17 protein-coding genes are annotated in these 15,792 nt (G+C 45.8%); 2 read left to right on the forward strand and 15 right to left on the reverse strand.

What is annotated here, in order from left to right; genetic code table 11:
* Nucleotides 1-7 precede the first annotated feature (7 nt).
* Nucleotides 8-1,411, reverse strand: a complete 1,404-nt coding sequence (locus OEZ43_02700) for a conjugal transfer protein TraF (GenBank protein MDH5544472.1) — start codon at nucleotides 1,409-1,411, stop codon at nucleotides 8-10.
* Between the two features lie 177 nt (nucleotides 1,412-1,588).
* Between OEZ43_02700 and OEZ43_02705 the strand changes: the two genes are divergently transcribed.
* Both OEZ43_02705 and OEZ43_02710 read left to right on the forward strand, forming a co-directional pair.
* Nucleotides 1,589-1,888 carry a hypothetical protein gene (locus OEZ43_02705; protein MDH5544473.1) on the forward strand — a complete coding sequence of 100 codons (300 nt, stop codon included), beginning with the start codon at nucleotides 1,589-1,591 and terminating at the stop codon, nucleotides 1,886-1,888.
* 10 nt (nucleotides 1,889-1,898) lie between these two features.
* Complete coding sequence (locus tag OEZ43_02710; GenBank protein MDH5544474.1) at nucleotides 1,899-2,765, forward strand: PfkB family carbohydrate kinase; 867 nt, start codon at nucleotides 1,899-1,901, stop codon at nucleotides 2,763-2,765.
* Here OEZ43_02710 and OEZ43_02715 read toward each other — a convergent pair.
* The 14 genes from OEZ43_02715 to atpB form a co-directional block, all read right to left on the reverse strand.
* Nucleotides 2,762-3,364 carry an LON peptidase substrate-binding domain-containing protein gene (locus tag OEZ43_02715; protein ID MDH5544475.1) on the reverse strand — a complete coding sequence of 201 codons (603 nt, stop codon included), beginning with the start codon at nucleotides 3,362-3,364 and terminating at the stop codon, nucleotides 2,762-2,764. The genes OEZ43_02710 and OEZ43_02715 overlap by 4 nt on opposite strands.
* Nucleotides 3,354-3,974 carry a UbiX family flavin prenyltransferase gene (locus OEZ43_02720; GenBank protein MDH5544476.1) on the reverse strand — a complete coding sequence of 207 codons (621 nt, stop codon included), beginning with the start codon at nucleotides 3,972-3,974 and terminating at the stop codon, nucleotides 3,354-3,356. Before OEZ43_02720 ends, OEZ43_02715 begins: the two co-directional genes overlap by 11 nt.
* Entirely contained in the window at nucleotides 3,971-5,329 is a 1,359-nt protein-coding gene (mpl, locus tag OEZ43_02725) for a UDP-N-acetylmuramate:L-alanyl-gamma-D-glutamyl-meso-diaminopimelate ligase (protein ID MDH5544477.1), read from the reverse strand. Before mpl ends, OEZ43_02720 begins: the two co-directional genes overlap by 4 nt.
* Nucleotides 5,330-5,332: 3 nt before the next feature.
* Complete coding sequence (locus OEZ43_02730) at nucleotides 5,333-5,854, reverse strand: hypothetical protein (protein MDH5544478.1); 522 nt, start codon at nucleotides 5,852-5,854, stop codon at nucleotides 5,333-5,335.
* Between the two features lie 34 nt (nucleotides 5,855-5,888).
* Nucleotides 5,889-7,724: a glutamine--fructose-6-phosphate transaminase (isomerizing) gene (gene glmS, locus OEZ43_02735; protein ID MDH5544479.1), complete on the reverse strand. Its 1,836-nt coding sequence runs from the start codon at nucleotides 7,722-7,724 to the stop codon at nucleotides 5,889-5,891.
* Nucleotides 7,725-7,732: 8 nt separating this feature from the next.
* Nucleotides 7,733-9,106: a bifunctional UDP-N-acetylglucosamine diphosphorylase/glucosamine-1-phosphate N-acetyltransferase GlmU gene (gene glmU, locus OEZ43_02740; protein ID MDH5544480.1), complete on the reverse strand. Its 1,374-nt coding sequence runs from the start codon at nucleotides 9,104-9,106 to the stop codon at nucleotides 7,733-7,735.
* A gap of 114 nt (nucleotides 9,107-9,220) precedes the next feature.
* Complete coding sequence (locus OEZ43_02745) at nucleotides 9,221-9,646, reverse strand: F0F1 ATP synthase subunit epsilon (protein MDH5544481.1); 426 nt, start codon at nucleotides 9,644-9,646, stop codon at nucleotides 9,221-9,223.
* Between the two features lie 19 nt (nucleotides 9,647-9,665).
* Nucleotides 9,666-11,066, reverse strand: coding sequence for a F0F1 ATP synthase subunit beta (gene atpD / locus OEZ43_02750; GenBank protein MDH5544482.1), 1,401 nt, complete (start codon nucleotides 11,064-11,066; stop codon nucleotides 9,666-9,668).
* Between the two features lie 32 nt (nucleotides 11,067-11,098).
* Nucleotides 11,099-11,968, reverse strand: coding sequence for a F0F1 ATP synthase subunit gamma (atpG, locus tag OEZ43_02755; protein ID MDH5544483.1), 870 nt, complete (start codon nucleotides 11,966-11,968; stop codon nucleotides 11,099-11,101).
* A 14-nt stretch (nucleotides 11,969-11,982) separates the two neighbouring features.
* Nucleotides 11,983-13,524, reverse strand: a complete 1,542-nt coding sequence (gene atpA / locus OEZ43_02760; protein MDH5544484.1) for a F0F1 ATP synthase subunit alpha — start codon at nucleotides 13,522-13,524, stop codon at nucleotides 11,983-11,985.
* 21 nt (nucleotides 13,525-13,545) lie between these two features.
* A complete protein-coding gene (locus OEZ43_02765) occupies nucleotides 13,546-14,082 on the reverse strand; it encodes a F0F1 ATP synthase subunit delta (protein MDH5544485.1) in 537 nt (178 codons plus the stop codon).
* 11 nt (nucleotides 14,083-14,093) lie between these two features.
* A complete protein-coding gene (locus OEZ43_02770) occupies nucleotides 14,094-14,564 on the reverse strand; it encodes a F0F1 ATP synthase subunit B (GenBank protein MDH5544486.1) in 471 nt (156 codons plus the stop codon).
* 45 nt (nucleotides 14,565-14,609) lie between these two features.
* Nucleotides 14,610-14,894 (reverse strand): F0F1 ATP synthase subunit C, encoded by a 285-nt coding sequence (gene atpE, locus OEZ43_02775; protein ID MDH5544487.1) that lies wholly within the window; start codon nucleotides 14,892-14,894, stop codon nucleotides 14,610-14,612.
* 51 nt (nucleotides 14,895-14,945) lie between these two features.
* Nucleotides 14,946-15,782 carry a F0F1 ATP synthase subunit A gene (gene atpB / locus OEZ43_02780; GenBank protein MDH5544488.1) on the reverse strand — a complete coding sequence of 279 codons (837 nt, stop codon included), beginning with the start codon at nucleotides 15,780-15,782 and terminating at the stop codon, nucleotides 14,946-14,948.
* Between the last annotated feature and the right edge of the window lie 10 nt (nucleotides 15,783-15,792).

A 15,792-nucleotide genomic window follows, 5' to 3' on the forward strand; every position in this document is an offset into this window, starting at 1 on the left:
TGTTTCCTTACCAGACGTAGTTCATGCCGAGATTCGCATAAAAGCTTCGACGAGAGAGAGACCGAATCGTAGGATCAATTGTTACTGTGTTTGACCCTGTTTGAATTTGCTCTGGAAGTTCTACTGTTTCGAACGAGACCGCGACATCAGCGGTTATAAACAACCAGGTGAACCCAGTTGTTAAATAGCCAAGCCCTGAGCCAGCCAAGTTTTTACGTAAGCCCACTCGAATACCGGGCAACAAAACGTAAGGGGAGGCGTACCCGGTACTAATAGATGCCCATTGGTACGCTTTGCCAACAGGGTCAGAAACTGAGTTTGTCTCCAGCGCCCCAGCGACAACCCAGTTACGGCTCTTGGAGTAAAGTGCCGCTTCTAAATTGATCTGGGGAATCATGGTGTATTTTTCAGTGAGATCCAGCTCACCCGCATAGGCTTGTGCCTGATAACAAACGGTGCGTGAATCTGCAGATAGACTGTCTCGCTCGCAATTTACACCGACAGTGTTGTATTCGAACGACGGCATGGTGATGTTCTTCAAAGTCGCGCCAAGACGATAATGGTCGGTAATCCACAATGCGCTGGCGTCTAGTCCAAAAGCCCATTGGTACGGACTACCGGTTGAATTGGCCTCATCTAGTTGGTCTTGCAGAACCGATTCGGCTTTGTTGATCGAAACTGCCGGCAAAAGCGTCTTGTTTACCAAGCCCATATAGAGGGAAGCACGAACACCAGCAAATAATTTTCCTTTGTCGTTGTTCCACACTTGGCGACCATAGCTCAGATTAAAGTCATTTATCTGAGCAATTTTGGTGTATAGGGCGCTATTGGTATAGAACTTATCCGTGATTCCCGTAATAGGATTAATCAGCGGGTTCGATGCGATAGGAGAATCTAGAAACTTAATCCGCCCTCTCGCCGTCAAGTTTGCATCTAAAATAACGCTGCCAAATGACTTGTGGGTAATAACCAGTGGAAACATTGGTACGTTTGTTTGTAGGCCAATATTGATATCCAGCGCTTCGCTCGCGGTTTCCATTATGTTGTTTGCGGAGGTAAACAAGGTTTCCACTATATCCAGATTGATGTCAGTAACATTGCTACCACCTAGAAAATTCTGCATCTCATTTTGAACAGAAGTAAATTCGTCCATGATGCCGGTTAATGTGCCAAATGGGCCTACGTCAACACCGACGCCAAATGAACTCCAGATCCCCATGCCAAAACCACCATTTCCCCAGGCGAGAACACTCGCACCTGTCGCCGGATTATTTGAATAGGACAACAAATCCTGATGCTGCGCGATTTCTCCCCATGTCAGGTTAGAACCGGCAGGATGGTAGGTTTGTGCCGCCTGAGTAGTGAGGCTGACGGCGCCGAGCATCGTGGCAAGCAGTAGACGTATTTTCATTTCATTCCCTAAATTTTCTGTGGAAGCCGATGGTTAATACTGGATCGATTCTAAAGGATCAATACCCTTTCTCGTCCTAAGTCGGCATACCAGGTAGCTTCTTTAGACTCGACCACGACAATAATTACCCTCAATATGATACAGTTCGCAATACTAACAAAAACCTGGAGAATTTCGATGAATAACGCGGCGTGTCCGCATTGTGGAAAGGAAACAATTTCACTTTCTCAACGCTTAATAACAGGACATTGGATAGACACCTACTGCAGTGAATGCAGCGGACGCGTTTCAATGAATCCCATAATTTTATTCGTCATGTATTTTTTATTGCTGTGGGATCTGTTCTTTTTTGGGTTTATGGCTTACGTAGAAAAAAGCATAATTTACTTATCATTAATGATTGTCGGCTGGCTCATAATGGAAGTTTTTATTTATTATGTTCCTCTCGTAGCCTTGCGACCGAAGAAGAAAAAGTAGCAAAACAGGTATGGCGCGTATCCTTTGCATAGGTAATCTCACCCTGGATATCGTTAACATTGTCGACGGCTATCCGCGTGAAGATGAAGAGAAAAGAGCACTTCAACAACGTCGTGTCAGGGGTGGAAACGTAGGCAATACCTTAGTCGTGCTTAAACAGTACGGCCATGAATGCCACTGGTGTGGCACATTAGCATCAGATAGCGATGGCAGGTGGATCAAGGAAGAACTCAATACCCGCGGAATACACACTCGAGAAATTGTCATTCATAACGGGGCCACGCCGGTATCTCACATCATTCTAAACAAACAGAACGGCAGTCGAACCATCGTACATTATCGGAATCTGCCCGAATTAGCTTCCGAACAAATCGTAGGCTTAGATTTTGCTCAATTCGACTGGCTGCATCTAGAGGCCCGAAATTGCATCGAACAATTGCAAATTTTGAAGATGGCTCGCGCTGCGAATCCCGATTTGAAGATTTCAATTGAAGTCGAAAAATTTCGTGACCATATAGAGCGCTTATTTTCTGAAGCCAATTTCATATTTTTTTCAAAACATTTTTCTCTACAAAAAGGCTTTGATAACGGAAACGAATTGTTTGTGTATGCCAGGGAATTTAGTAAGGACGCATACATGTCTTGTACCTGGGGAGAATACGGGATCTTCTACAGCGAGCCCTCCTTGGATACGGGAAAAATTGAATCCATAAAAGTGGATGCAATTACGGACAGCATCGGTGCTGGTGATACTTTTAATGCCGGTGTGATAAACAGTCTTTTAGAAGGTAAGTCGTTCGTCGAGTCAGTAAAGGACGGCAATCGCCTGGCGGCGAAAAAGCTTGCGCAATACGGTTTCGACAATCTTGTAAATTAGACGTGAATATCAAGATGATCGAGCACGTCAGTCAAACGTTCCAGGCGTTGTTCTGGATCATCTAATTGCAGAAAATATTGTTTTTGATAGAGCTTCAGCGGAAGCATTTCCGTCAAGCGATAGCTTACCCACAGTGCATCATCATATCGCTCGGGCAAACCTGAATAAAGATCGGAGTAATTAGACAACGATTCTTTAACAAACTTCATAATATTGGTGTACTCTTCCTTCAATAGAATACCTTTTCTTTCCGGAAGCAGTTCTACCTCTGCAAGCATTAAGTTATTTGGTTTTACTGTTGAGGAAATAATCTTAAACCGCTGCTCACCGACAACGGTAATGCCAAGAATCCCATCTCGCCCCATATTCCAATCTTTGATACGGGCGATAGTCCCAATTTCATGTGGATTAGCGGTTGAACCCACTTCATCACCTTCGGCGATCAGGCATATACCAAAAGCAGAATCCTCTTTCATGCACTTGCTAATCATGTCCAAATAGCGCGGCTCAAAAATTCGAAGGGGTAGTGGACCTTCTGGTAACAGAACGGTATGCAGCGGAACTACAGGGATTTGAATGCGTTTAAATTCAGTCATCATCACTTGCTCCCCAGCGGGGCGCAAGTGTCTGGTCAATATGAAGTTGATCCAGGATTCGAGCGACAACAAAGTCAACCACATCCGCAACGGATTCCGGCTTGTGGTAGAAGCCGGGGCTTGCGGGCAATATAGTCACACCTAGTTTTGACAGTTTCAGCATATTCTCTAAATGTATTGCGGAGTAGGGCGTTTCTCTCGGCACGAGAATTAACTTTCGGCCTTCCTTTAACATTACGTCAGCGGCTCGCTCGATCAAGCTACGACTTGCACCGCAGGAAATTGCAGAAAGTGTGCCGGTCGAACAAGGGCACACCACCATAGCGTCGGCCGCATTCGATCCGCTGGCAACAGGTGACATCCACTGGTCTTTATTGAAAACCTGAATCTGATTTTCTGATGCATTAAAACGTTGTGTGAGTACGTTTGCGACTTCTTTGGCTTGGCTTGGTAGGTGAATATCCGTTTCAGTTGCAAGGACAACGCGTGCCGGAGAAGAAATGAGAACGTAAATCTGTTTTTTTGACTGAACTAAACACTCTAAAAGACGAAGGCCATAAGCTGCACCTGAGGCACCTGTTAACGCTACTGTGATACGTTGGTAATTGTTCACTTATTAAGCGCTTTAAGTATTCGTTCGTGGATATTTTCAAATCCGCCATTACTCATCACCAGGATGTGGTCACCCAGTTTTCCTGTTGCGGCAATATGCTGAACGATAGATTCCACTTCATCGAAAACTGATCCTCGATCCCCCAAGCGGTTCACAACCGAACCTAGATTCCAATTGACACCTTTCGGCTGAAACAAAATGATCTCGTCCGCATCTGAAAATGCGTCAGCAAGTGTTTCCATGTGAACACCCATGCGCATGGTATTCGATCTCGGCTCCAACACCGCCGTAATTTTTTGTGACTTTACTCGTTTGCGCAAGCCTTGAAGAGTCGTATTCACCGCAGTAGGATGATGCGCAAAATCATCATATACGCTGATACCTCTCACCGTGCCTCGAAGTTCCATTCGACGTTTGACGTTTACGAAATCAGCAAAACTTTCGATAGAAACTGCCGCCGGAACACCTGCATGTCTGGCGGCGGCGATCGCAGCCAAGGCATTGCTCACATTGTGTAATCCCATAAGAGACCACTTCAGTCTGCCTTGAACAGCGCCGTCAAAATAGACGTCAAACTCACTACCATCGTCATTTATGAGTTCTGCGGTCCAGCCATGGCGACCTTCAAGAGAAAAATTTTCACGTGGTGACCAAAGACCCATTTCTAGCACTTTATCGATATTGGCATCGTTTTCCGGCGTTATAACGAGTCCGTTTGATGGAATAATCCTCATCAAATGGTGAAATTGTTTTTGAATTGCGGCAAGGTTTTCAAAAATATCCGCATGGTCGAATTCCAGGTTATTCAGAATCGCTGTGCGAGGTTTGTAATGGACAAATTTGGATCTTTTATCAAAAAAAGCGGTGTCATATTCATCCGCCTCTATCACAAAGAAAGGATCATTACCTTTACGCGCAGAGATACCAAAGTTTTCAGGGACGCCTCCAACCAGAAAGCCGGGGTTTAATTTGGCTGCGTCTAGCAACCAGGCCAGCATACTGCTCGTAGTCGTCTTTCCATGTGTACCGGCGACGGCCAATACCCAACGTCCTTTTAGTATGTATTCTGCGACAAACTGAGGCCCGGATATATATGGCAGATCTCGATTCAGTATTTCTTCAACAATGGGCAGACCACGCCTCATGGCGTTGCCAACTACATATAAATCGGGATTCACACTTATCTGGTCGGCTTCATAACCCTCAATCAGAGCGATGCCGTGTGCTTCTAGTTGCGTGCTCATCGGCGGATAAACACTGGTATCGGAGCCTGATACCTTAAATCCCATTTCCTTGGCCAGCATAGCGACACCACCCATGAATGTGCCGCAAATACCGAGTATATGAATATGCATACGCTATCCCAAATTGATGGACATAAGCTTTAAGATACGCAAAGTGATGGCGAATGACATATACATCAGCACCAATGAAACACCGGCTGCAGCATACAGCGGGATGCTTAACGCATGTCTAAAAATGTGGGCAACAATTATCGTTTCCCAAACCACTAGCGCTATCCACGTAATTGAGTAAAGGATATCGGTATCTTCACCACCTTGGCCAAGTATCAACACAATTGGCAAGGCGATCAATGAAATTAAAACTCCACTACCCGTAAACGCTGTGGTTGTTTGCACAATTCGCTCCGGGAATTTACGGATCCATAGTGCAAGATTGATGAAGAACATTGCCAGTATCGTCTGAATAAGGGCAATAATTGCCGCAACGATAATACCCTGGCCAATACTTGTTAATAACGCGCCGCTAGTCCAGTAGGCGAAAACTGTTAGATAAAGTACGGTAGTCGATGTTGGTGCATCCTGTGGTGCGGCTCTGAAAAGACACAAATCCACATAGAATCGAATCCATTTGAACATGGTAGTTTACGCTTGAGGAAATTGGATCGACATCTTATTCCACGGTCACAGATTTTGCGAGGTTTCGCGGCTGATCCACATCGGTGCCTTTCAATACCGCCACGTGATAAGACAACAACTGCAAAGGGATAGTGAATAGAATTGGAGAAACAACCTCAGAGGCATTTATCACCTTGAAAACCCGGGTATTTTCATCTTCCAACACCTCAGCCGCAGGATCTGCGAAAACGATTAATTGACCGCCGCGTGCCGATACTTCTTGAATATTGGATTTCAATTTTTCGACCAGATCGTCGTTTGGAGCAACGGTGATAACTGGCATATCATCATCAACGAGGGCAAGTGGTCCATGTTTTAATTCACCGGCAGGATAAGCTTCTGCATGAATATATGAAATTTCTTTAAGCTTGAGTGCACCTTCCATTGCAATTGGATACATTACCCCTCTTCCCAGGAACAAGGAGTGATGCTTGTCAGCGAAACTTTCAGCCAGAAGTGCGATTTCTGGATCAATCTTGGTTAGCAATTCCTCTATCTGGGCAGGCAAATGGGTTAACTCTTGAACAATTTTGGCTTCGGCTGATTCGGTCAAGCCATGACGTTTTCCCAAAACCACCGCAAGCATTAGCAGTGCAGCCAACTGAGTAGTAAATGCCTTTGTTGAAGCAACACCAACCTCAGGGCCTGCTCTGGTAAGGAAAGTTATGTCAGAGACACGACTCAAAGAACTTTCCGGAACATTGCAAATAGCCAAAGAGTAGCCGAAACCAAGACGCTTTGCTTCTTCTAGCGCTGCAAGCGTATCTGCTGTTTCACCCGATTGTGAAATAGTGACGACAAGACTGTTTTTTCTCACCACCGGGCGGCGATATCGAAATTCGCTGGCTATTTCTACATTACACGGTATGTTAGCGATTGCCTCTAACCAGTATTTTGCCACCATACCGGAGTGGTAGGATGTCCCGCATGCAATGATTTGTACCGCTTCAACTTTATCAAATATCACTCCAGCGCCCTGACCAAATGTTTCATCCGGAATGCGATGGCCGATAATTCTACTTTCTATTGTTTCCGCAATTGCACGCGGCTGTTCGTAGATCTCCTTTAACATAAAATGTCTGTAGGGGCCTTTATCTGCAGCGTCAGCTGTCAGATTGGAAACCTGAATATTTCTTTCAACCGCCGTTCCATTACCATCATAAATTTGTAAATTGTCTTTACTGATTTCGGCAATATCACCATCTTCCAAAAAGATAAAACGATTCGTGACCGGTAACAGGGCAGCGACGTCTGATGCAATAAAATGTTCTCCGATACCAATCCCTATCACAAGAGGGCTTCCACGCCTTGCAACAACCATTTTTTGCGCATCATCTTTATCAACGACAGCTATAGCGAACGCGCCTTTTAGATTGGCAACCGTTTTCTGAACAGCCGCTAACAGTGATTTTGTACTTTGAATGTGGTGATACACCTCATGAACAATAACTTCAGTATCAGTTTCTGAGGTAAATTCAAAACCGAGTTTTGATTGCGCTTCCCGCAGCTCTTCGTGATTTTCGATAATTCCATTATGTACTAATGAAACCTTGTTTCTACAAATATGGGGATGAGCGTTCTTTTGCGTGGGTTTACCGTGCGTCGCCCATCGTGTATGTGCTATGCCGAGATGCCCAATCAACGGATTTAATTGAAGATTTTCCTCAAGAACTTTAACCTTCCCGACTTCTCGAGCACGTTTAAGCTCAGACTGTTCAGTTCTAACGACTAATCCAGCAGAGTCATATCCTCTATACTCAAGGCGCTTTAGGCCTTCAAGAAGAATGGGGACGACATTCCTTTCTGCTACTGCTCCAACGATTCCACACATACATAATCCTACTTCGATTTTTTAACAGGTCTTTTCCAGCTTGGTACGCTGATTTGTTTGCTGCGACTTAACGTCAGTTCATCTACCGGGGCATCCTTGGTAATGGTAGAACCTGCACCAATAGTGGCGCCATTTCCTATCGTAACCGGGGCAACCAATTGGGTATCTGAACCAACAAAAACATCATCGCCGATCATCGTCTGGTGCTTGTTCGCGCCGTCATAATTACAGGTAATAGTGCCGGCACCGATATTTACGCGCTTGCCTATGACGGTATCGCCAATATACGACAGGTGATTAACTTTGGAGTTCTCTCCTATAGTCGCTTTTTTTGTCTCTACAAAATTGCCAATTTTTACTTTTGAGGCTAGCGTTGTATCGGGACGAATTCGTGCATATGGCCCGATTTCACATTCTTCTGCAATAGTGGAGGAATCAACAGAACTGAAAGGGTGAATAATCGTCGAACGTCCTACAGTAACATCCTTTAGGTGGCAATTAGCGCCGATCCTAACGCCTTCTTCCAAGACGACATCACCTTCGAACAGACAGTTGATATCAATTTCACAATCGCGAGAGACGGTAAGCGTTCCACGTACGTCGATTCGGGCTGGATCGCGCAATGTCACGCCTTCTTTAAGCAAACTCTTTGCGATAGTGAGCTGAAGATGCCGTTCCAGTTCGGCCAATTGCTTTTTGTCATTTACACCAAGAATTTCCCAGACAGTTTCAGCAGAAACCGTGGCTACGCCAAACTCTTCAGACACTGCCATAGCAATTATGTCTGTAAGGTAGTACTCGGCCTGTGCATTATCGTTCGAAATATTATCAAGCCAGTGGCGCAGGCAATGCGATGAAGCGACCAATATGCCGGTGTTAACTTCATTAACCTCAAGTTCGGATTCATTTGCGTCTTTTTGTTCAACTATATGTGTAACGTTAAACTCATGATCACGAATTATCCGACCATATCCAGTTGGGTCGTCAAGCGTGGCGGTTAGTAGAGCGATACTATCATTGTGTGATTTATCGCAGTTCAATAATGCCTGCAAGGTCTCGGTACGTGTTAACGGAACATCACCGTACAAAATCATCACTCGGGCATTGTCAGGGATAAGATGCATTGCCTGCATCACCGCGTGACCTGTGCCCAATTGTGTTACTTGCTCAACCCACTCAACACCGGTCGCGGCAAGGTGCTCTTTAACCGTCTCACCCCCATGGCCGTAGACCACTATCGTCTTCTGGGGGCGCATAGATTGCGCTTTTTCAATAACGTGCAGTAACAGCGGCTTATTAGCGAGCGGATGAAGCACTTTAGGAATAGAAGAGCGCATTCTAGTGCCTTTACCAGCGGCAAGAATTACGACATATAGGTCCATGGCAAACGACGTCCCAAGTTTGGCAATATGCGGCTAATATAGCAGGAAACAGCAAAGGTTTGGAGAACAGCTTCCCGAGCACCGAACGGTACCCGGGAAGAGTCTTGAACAAGATTAACGGTGTATATTCTTCTTAAGCTTTTGAATCAGTTGCAATTGGGCAATTGCTTCAGCAAGCTCAGCCTCAGCACGTGCGTAATCCATTTCGGCGTGTTTATCTTCCAACGCCTTTTCGGCACGTTCCTTCGCAGCCATTGCCTCCGCTTCATCCAAATCTTTTGCGCGTATGGCTGTATCACTGAGGACGGTGACCACATGAGGTTGAATTTCCAGAATACCACCGGAAACATAAACCATATGTTCTTCACCCTCAGGCGTTTTGATGCGAAGTTCACCTGGCTTCAAAGTCGTCAACAAGGGGGTATGGCGAGCCATAATCCCCACGTCGCCCTGAGAGGCCGGTGCAAAAAGCATCTCCGCGGTGCCGGAATAGATAGACTCTTCCGCGCTTACCACATCAACATGAAAAGTCAAAGCCATTAGCTTTTACCTCTGTGGGTTATTTCATCTTTTTGGCTTTTTCTACAGCTTCGTCGATAGTACCGACCATGTAGAAAGCCTGCTCAGGCAAGTGATCGTATTCACCAGCAAGAATCGCTTTAAAACCTGCGATGGTATCTTTTAGTGAAACGTATTTGCCGGGCGCACCAGTGAAAACCTCCGCAACAAAGAACGGCTGTGAAAGAAAACGCTGCATTTTACGCGCACGCGCAACAACCAATTTGTCATCTTCAGAAAGTTCATCCATACCCAAAATGGCAATGATGTCCTTCAGTTCGTTATAGCGTTGAATTGTCTTCTGGACGCCACGAGCAACATCGTAATGCTCTGAACCGATAACCAGTGGGTCCAACTGACGTGAAGTTGAATCCAGCGGATCGATAGCAGGATAGATACCTTGAGCAGCGATGTTACGAGAAAGTACAACCGTCGCGTCCAAGTGAGCAAAGGTGGTAGCAGGTGACGGGTCGGTCAAGTCATCAGCAGGTACATAAACGGCCTGTATGGATGTGATCGAACCAGTCTTGGTAGAAGTAATGCGTTCTTGAAGCACACCCATCTCTTCAGCAAGTGTTGGCTGATAACCTACCGCAGAAGGCATACGACCCAGAAGTGCAGATACTTCTGTACCAGCAAGTGAATAACGATAAATGTTGTCAACGAAGAACAGAACGTCACGGCCTTCTTCGCGGAAAAATTCCGCCATGGTCAGACCCGTCAAAGCTACACGCAGACGGTTTCCAGGAGGCTCATTCATCTGACCGTAAACCATCGCTACTTTGGATTCCTCGAGGTTGTCTAGACGAACAACTTTAGCGTCAGACATTTCGTGGTAGAAGTCGTTACCTTCACGAGTACGTTCACCAACACCGGCAAATACAGATAGACCCGAGTGCTGAGTAGCAATGTTGTTGATCAGCTCAAGCATGTTTACCGTTTTACCAACCCCGGCACCACCGAAAAGACCGATCTTCGAACCCTTGGCGAAAGGACAAACTAAGTCGATAACTTTGATGCCTGTTTCCAGAAGTTCTGTTGCTGGCGAAAGTTCTTCGTATGCAGGCGCCTTACGATGAATTACCCAACGCTCGTCTTCACCAATTGGACCCAGTTCGTCGATTGGCTCACCAAGAACGTTCATGATGCGGCCTAGCGTTTTCTTACCAACCGGTACTGAAATCGCTTTGCCAGTGTCGTTTACAGACATATTACGCTTCATACCATCGGTAGAACCAAGCGCTACACAACGGACGATTCCGTCGCCTAGCTGCTGCTGGACTTCCAGCGTCAGACCAATTTCTGGAGCGGTTAAAGCGTTGTAAACCTTAGGCACTGAGCCCGACGTGAATTCTACGTCGACAACAGCACCGATGATTTGGACGATTTTACCTGTGCTCATTTACAAATCCCCTATAAGCTTCAAAATATTCTTTACGATACGGCAGCGGCGCCGCCCACGATCTCGGAAATTTCCTGAGTAATCGCAGCCTGACGGGCCTTGTTGTACACCAGTTGCAACTCTTTGATGAGGCTACCGGCATTGTCGGAAGCGCTTTTCATAGCAACCATTCGGGCAGCCATTTCACATGCGACATTTTCTACAACGCCCTGATACACCAAAGACTCGATGTAACGTGCCATAAGATCATCCAAAACATCTTTGGCTTCGGGCTCGTAAATGTAATCCCAGTGATGTTTCAATTCGTCTTCTGGCTTATCAACCTCGATAGGTAACAATTGATCAACTTGCGGCGTTTGCGTCATGGTATTTACAAATTCATTGCTAACCAGGTACAAACGATCGATTTGACCGTTGTCGTATGCATCAAGCATTACCTTGATGGCGCCTATCATCTCCGCAATTGCTGGCTTGTCACCGTACTGCGTGAGTTGGGAAATGATATTTCCACCCAGACGGGAAAGAAAAGAAGCACCTTTCTGACCAATACAACACAGGCTGACGTCAACACCCTTATCGCGCCATTGCTTCATCGAGGAGATTGTCGCTTTCAACAAGTTGGTGTTTAGACCACCACACAAGCCGCGATCGGAAGTGACTACGATATAGCCAACTTTCTTTATGTCACGACCACCCTTTAAATAAGGGTGCTTGTATTCTGGATGCGCGTGGGCTAGATGAGCAATTACATTGCGGATCTTTTGGGCGTATGGACGAGAAGCCTGCATACGCTTTTGTGCCTTACGCATTTTACTGGCGGCAACCATCTCCATGGCACGAGTGATCTTCTGGGTGTTTTTAATACTCCCGATCTGATCTCTAATCTCTTTACCTACTGCCATGTCAGTACTCCGGTTTAGTAAGCGCTAGTCGCTTTAAAACTTTCGATGGCGCTGCGCATCTTGCTTGCGATGTCATCGTTGAAGTCTGCAGTTGTGTTGATCTGTTTTACCAGATCCGCTGCATTTGAGCGTATGTGCGAATGCATTGCAGATTCAAAATCAACCACTTTTTCAACAGGAACATCGTCCAGATAGCCTTCATTTGCGGCAAACAGAGAAAATGCCATTTCTGCAGTTGTCAGAGGAGCATATTGCTTCTGTTTCATCAGCTCGGTTACACGCTTACCTCGCTCAAGCTGCTTACGAGTAGCTTCGTCGAGGTCTGATGCAAACTGAGCAAACGCTTGAAGTTCACGATACTGAGCAAGGTCAAGACGTATTCCACCACCAAGCTTCTTAATGATCTTGGTTTGGGCTGCGCCACCAACACGCGAAACTGAGATACCAGCGTTGATTGCAGGTCGAATACCAGCATTAAACAGGGAAGTCTCTAGGAATATCTGACCATCGGTGATAGAGATTACGTTCGTAGGAACGAAAGCGGAAACGTCACCAGCCTGAGTTTCGATAATCGGAAGAGCGGTCAATGAACCAGTTTTCCCTTTAACAGCACCGTTAGTGAATTTTTCAACATAGTCAGCATTAACGCGCGCAGCGCGCTCAAGCAGACGAGAGTGCAAGTAGAAAACGTCTCCAGGATAAGCTTCACGACCTGGTGGACGACGCAGAAGTAGCGACACCTGACGATAAGCCCAAGCTTGCTTGGTCAAATCATCATAAATAATAAGAGCATCTTCGCCACGGTCACGGAAGTATTCACCCATTGTGCAACCTGAGTAAGGAGCTATATATTGCATAGCTGCTGCATCAGATGCAGATGCGGAAACAACCGTGGTGTATTCCATAGCGCCATGTTCTTCCAACTTGCGAACAACGTTTGCAATAGAAGAAGCCTTTTGACCGATAGCAACGTAAATACACTTAATGCCTGAATGCTTTTGGTTGATGATAGTATCAACAGCAACAGCCGTTTTACCGGTCTGGCGGTCACCGATAATCAATTCACGTTGACCACGCCCAATTGGAACCATGGAATCGATAGACTTCAATCCAGTTTCAACTGGCTGATCTACCGATTGACGTGCGATAACACCGGGAGCAATTTTCTCAATTGGAGAAGTCTCTTTGGCGTCAACAGGGCCCTTACCATCAATTGGGTTACCAAGTGCGTCAACAACACGGCCAAGCAACTCACGGCCAACGGGAACTTCAAGAATGCGGCCTGTACATTTAACTTTGTTGCCTTCAGAGATGGCTTCATAGTCACCTAAAAGAACGGCACCGACTGAGTCGCGTTCAAGGTTTAGTGCCAAACCAAAAATTCCGCCTGGGAATTCTAGCATTTCACCAGCCATCGCGTCGGACAGGCCGTGAATACGTGCGATACCGTCAGTCAAACTGACAACAGTACCTTCGGTACGAGCTTCTGTAGAAGCTTCGAAACCTTGGATCTTCTTTTTAATAAGATCACTAATTTCTGCAGGATTTAATTGCATGGGGTATTCCCTCTTAATGCTTTAACGAGTCATTTCGGTGGCGAGTTTTTCAAGCTGGCCAGAGATTGATCCGTCGATCACTAAATCTCCAGCGCGAATTATCGCGCCACCCAACAACGATTCATCGACGCGATAGCTTAATTCAACATCACGCCCGAGACGCTTTTTCAATGCGTCAGCAAGAGACTTTTTCTGTGCGTCGGTAACGTCTTTAGCGGAAACCAATTCAGCCTTGACCGTCTTCTCTTCTTCAGCACGCAGCAGTTCAAAACCTGTAGCGATTTCTGGAAGAACAGAAAGACGATTGTTGTCGGCCAGAACCTTTACGAAATTCTTTCCTTTGTCGTCGAGCTTGTCACCGGCAACACCGATGAAAATTTCGGCAACTTTATCAGAGGAAAAAGTTGGATTTCCGTAAACGCCAGTCATTTCGTCACTTGAAGCAATTGCTGCTAAAACGCTTAGTGCCTCTGTCCATTTTGCAAGACGCTTGTCTTCACGCGCGATCTCGAAAACGGCATGAGCATAAGGCCTTGCGATTGTGCTTGCTTCTGCCATAGTCGTTTACCTCAAATTTTCGCCGCTAATTCGTCCAGCACTTTCGCATGTGCTGCAGCATCCACTTCGCGCTTGAGTACTTTGGATGCACCTTGTAGGGCGATTGCTGAAACTTCTTTACGAAGCGTTTCTTTCGCGCGGTTAACTTCCTGTTCTATCTGTGCGTTGGCGCCGGCGACAATACGATCCGCCTCAGTTTTAGCGTTTTTCTTAGCTTCTTCAACTAAGTCATTACCACGTTTCTGAGCGTTCGAGACGATTTCGGCAGCTTGTTTCTTGGCATCCGAAAGAACGTCTTTGGCGTGCTTTTCAGCCAATTCTTGTTCTTTCTTTCCACGTTCTGCCGCGGCTAGGCCCTCAGAAATGCGCTTTTGCCTTGCTTCCATCATAGTCGTCAGGGGCTTCCACAGCACCTTGTTGACAAACACAATGAGCAAAACAAACGCGACAATCTGCGCGAGCAGAGTCACTGTAATATTCATTTATTTATCCCCTTAGTCTGGTACATAGAACAATCGGACTGGAATTTAACCGCCAATTGCTGCTTGCAATGCACCAACGAAAGGATTCGCAAACAAGAACCACATTGCGAAAGCGAGGATGATGAAAGGAAAAGATTCCATCAGACCAGCAAAGATGAACATGTTTGTCATTAACTGGGGACGCATTTCAGGCTGACGAGCGATACCTTCGAGTGTTTTCGCACAGATCAAGCCCCAACCGATAGCAGAACCTAGACCAGCTGCTGCCAGGATCACACCAACGCCAACAGCAGTATAGGCGTAAATGTTCGCGATCATATCGGGTGTCATAGTTTTTTCTCCTTACACAAATTTAAATTTAAAAACCAAGAATCAAAATCGTTAGTGGTCACTGGTATGGGCCATACCCAGATAAACCAGTGTCAATACCATAAAAATAAATGCTTGAAGTGTGATTACAAGAATATGGAATATCAGCCATGCCAGGTCTAAAACAACCTGCAACGGAACGATAAACAGAAGTCCAAATCCGATCGCAGCTGAACCACCGAGCAATGCAATAAGAAGGAATACCAACTCGCCAGCGAACATGTTACCGAATAGACGAAGCCCTAAGCTAAGCGGTTTTGCTAGTTCTTCGATTGCTGTCATTACGATATTGACCGGAATGACAAATTTTCCGAATGGATGGAAAAGAAACATTTTCAGGTAACCGACAGGGCCTTTAACTTTAATATTATAAAAAAGAATAAGACCAAAAACGGTTAACGACATTGCCATAGGAATGTTAATGTCAGTTGTAGGGACTACCTTAAGGTATTCGATTCCAACAAAAGTGGCTAACAAGGGTAAAAGATCAACAGGGATCAAATCCATGAAGTTCATTAACCATACCCACAGGAAAATAGTAATGGCTAGTGGGCCAATAATGGGGTTATGGCCGGGAAAAGTGTCTCTAATTTGACCATTGACGAAGTCAACGATACTTTCAACAGCATTCTGAAAACCACTTGGTGTATCAGACTGGAGGTTTCTTCCCAGTCTCCAGGCAGTAATGACGATCAGTGCACCAAGAAGTATACTGAAGAAAATACTATCAAGATGCAGCGCCCAAAAACCCGCTGCTTGATGAGTCACTGGATCACAATCACCCACACAAAGGTTGGTCAAGTGATGCTGGATATACTGGACGGTACCGCCACCAGATTCGCTAGCCAAGATAATTCTC

Source organism: Gammaproteobacteria bacterium, assembly GCA_029881255.1.
Taxonomy (GTDB): domain Bacteria; phylum Pseudomonadota; class Gammaproteobacteria; order S012-40; family S012-40; genus JAOUMY01.

What these genes read in the sequence shown, in the direction of transcription:
- OEZ43_02700 (MDH5544472.1), bottom strand. Translation starts at nt 1,411, where the DNA reads ATGAAAATACGTCTACTGCTTGCCACGATGCTCGGCGCCGTCAGCCTC.
- OEZ43_02705 (MDH5544473.1), top strand. Translation starts at nt 1,589, where the DNA reads ATGAATAACGCGGCGTGTCCGCATTGTGGAAAGGAAACAATTTCACTT.
- OEZ43_02710 (MDH5544474.1), top strand. Translation starts at nt 1,899, where the DNA reads ATGGCGCGTATCCTTTGCATAGGTAATCTCACCCTGGATATCGTTAAC.
- OEZ43_02715 (MDH5544475.1), bottom strand. Translation starts at nt 3,364, where the DNA reads ATGATGACTGAATTTAAACGCATTCAAATCCCTGTAGTTCCGCTGCAT.
- mpl (MDH5544477.1), bottom strand. Translation starts at nt 5,329, where the DNA reads ATGCATATTCATATACTCGGTATTTGCGGCACATTCATGGGTGGTGTC.
- OEZ43_02730 (MDH5544478.1), bottom strand. Translation starts at nt 5,854, where the DNA reads ATGTTCAAATGGATTCGATTCTATGTGGATTTGTGTCTTTTCAGAGCC.
- glmS (MDH5544479.1), bottom strand. Translation starts at nt 7,724, where the DNA reads ATGTGTGGAATCGTTGGAGCAGTAGCAGAAAGGAATGTCGTCCCCATT.
- glmU (MDH5544480.1), bottom strand. Translation starts at nt 9,106, where the DNA reads ATGGACCTATATGTCGTAATTCTTGCCGCTGGTAAAGGCACTAGAATG.
- OEZ43_02745 (MDH5544481.1), bottom strand. Translation starts at nt 9,646, where the DNA reads ATGGCTTTGACTTTTCATGTTGATGTGGTAAGCGCGGAAGAGTCTATC.
- atpD (MDH5544482.1), bottom strand. Translation starts at nt 11,066, where the DNA reads ATGAGCACAGGTAAAATCGTCCAAATCATCGGTGCTGTTGTCGACGTA.
- atpG (MDH5544483.1), bottom strand. Translation starts at nt 11,968, where the DNA reads ATGGCAGTAGGTAAAGAGATTAGAGATCAGATCGGGAGTATTAAAAAC.
- atpA (MDH5544484.1), bottom strand. Translation starts at nt 13,524, where the DNA reads ATGCAATTAAATCCTGCAGAAATTAGTGATCTTATTAAAAAGAAGATC.
- OEZ43_02765 (MDH5544485.1), bottom strand. Translation starts at nt 14,082, where the DNA reads ATGGCAGAAGCAAGCACAATCGCAAGGCCTTATGCTCATGCCGTTTTC.
- OEZ43_02770 (MDH5544486.1), bottom strand. Translation starts at nt 14,564, where the DNA reads ATGAATATTACAGTGACTCTGCTCGCGCAGATTGTCGCGTTTGTTTTG.
- atpE (MDH5544487.1), bottom strand. Translation starts at nt 14,894, where the DNA reads ATGACACCCGATATGATCGCGAACATTTACGCCTATACTGCTGTTGGC.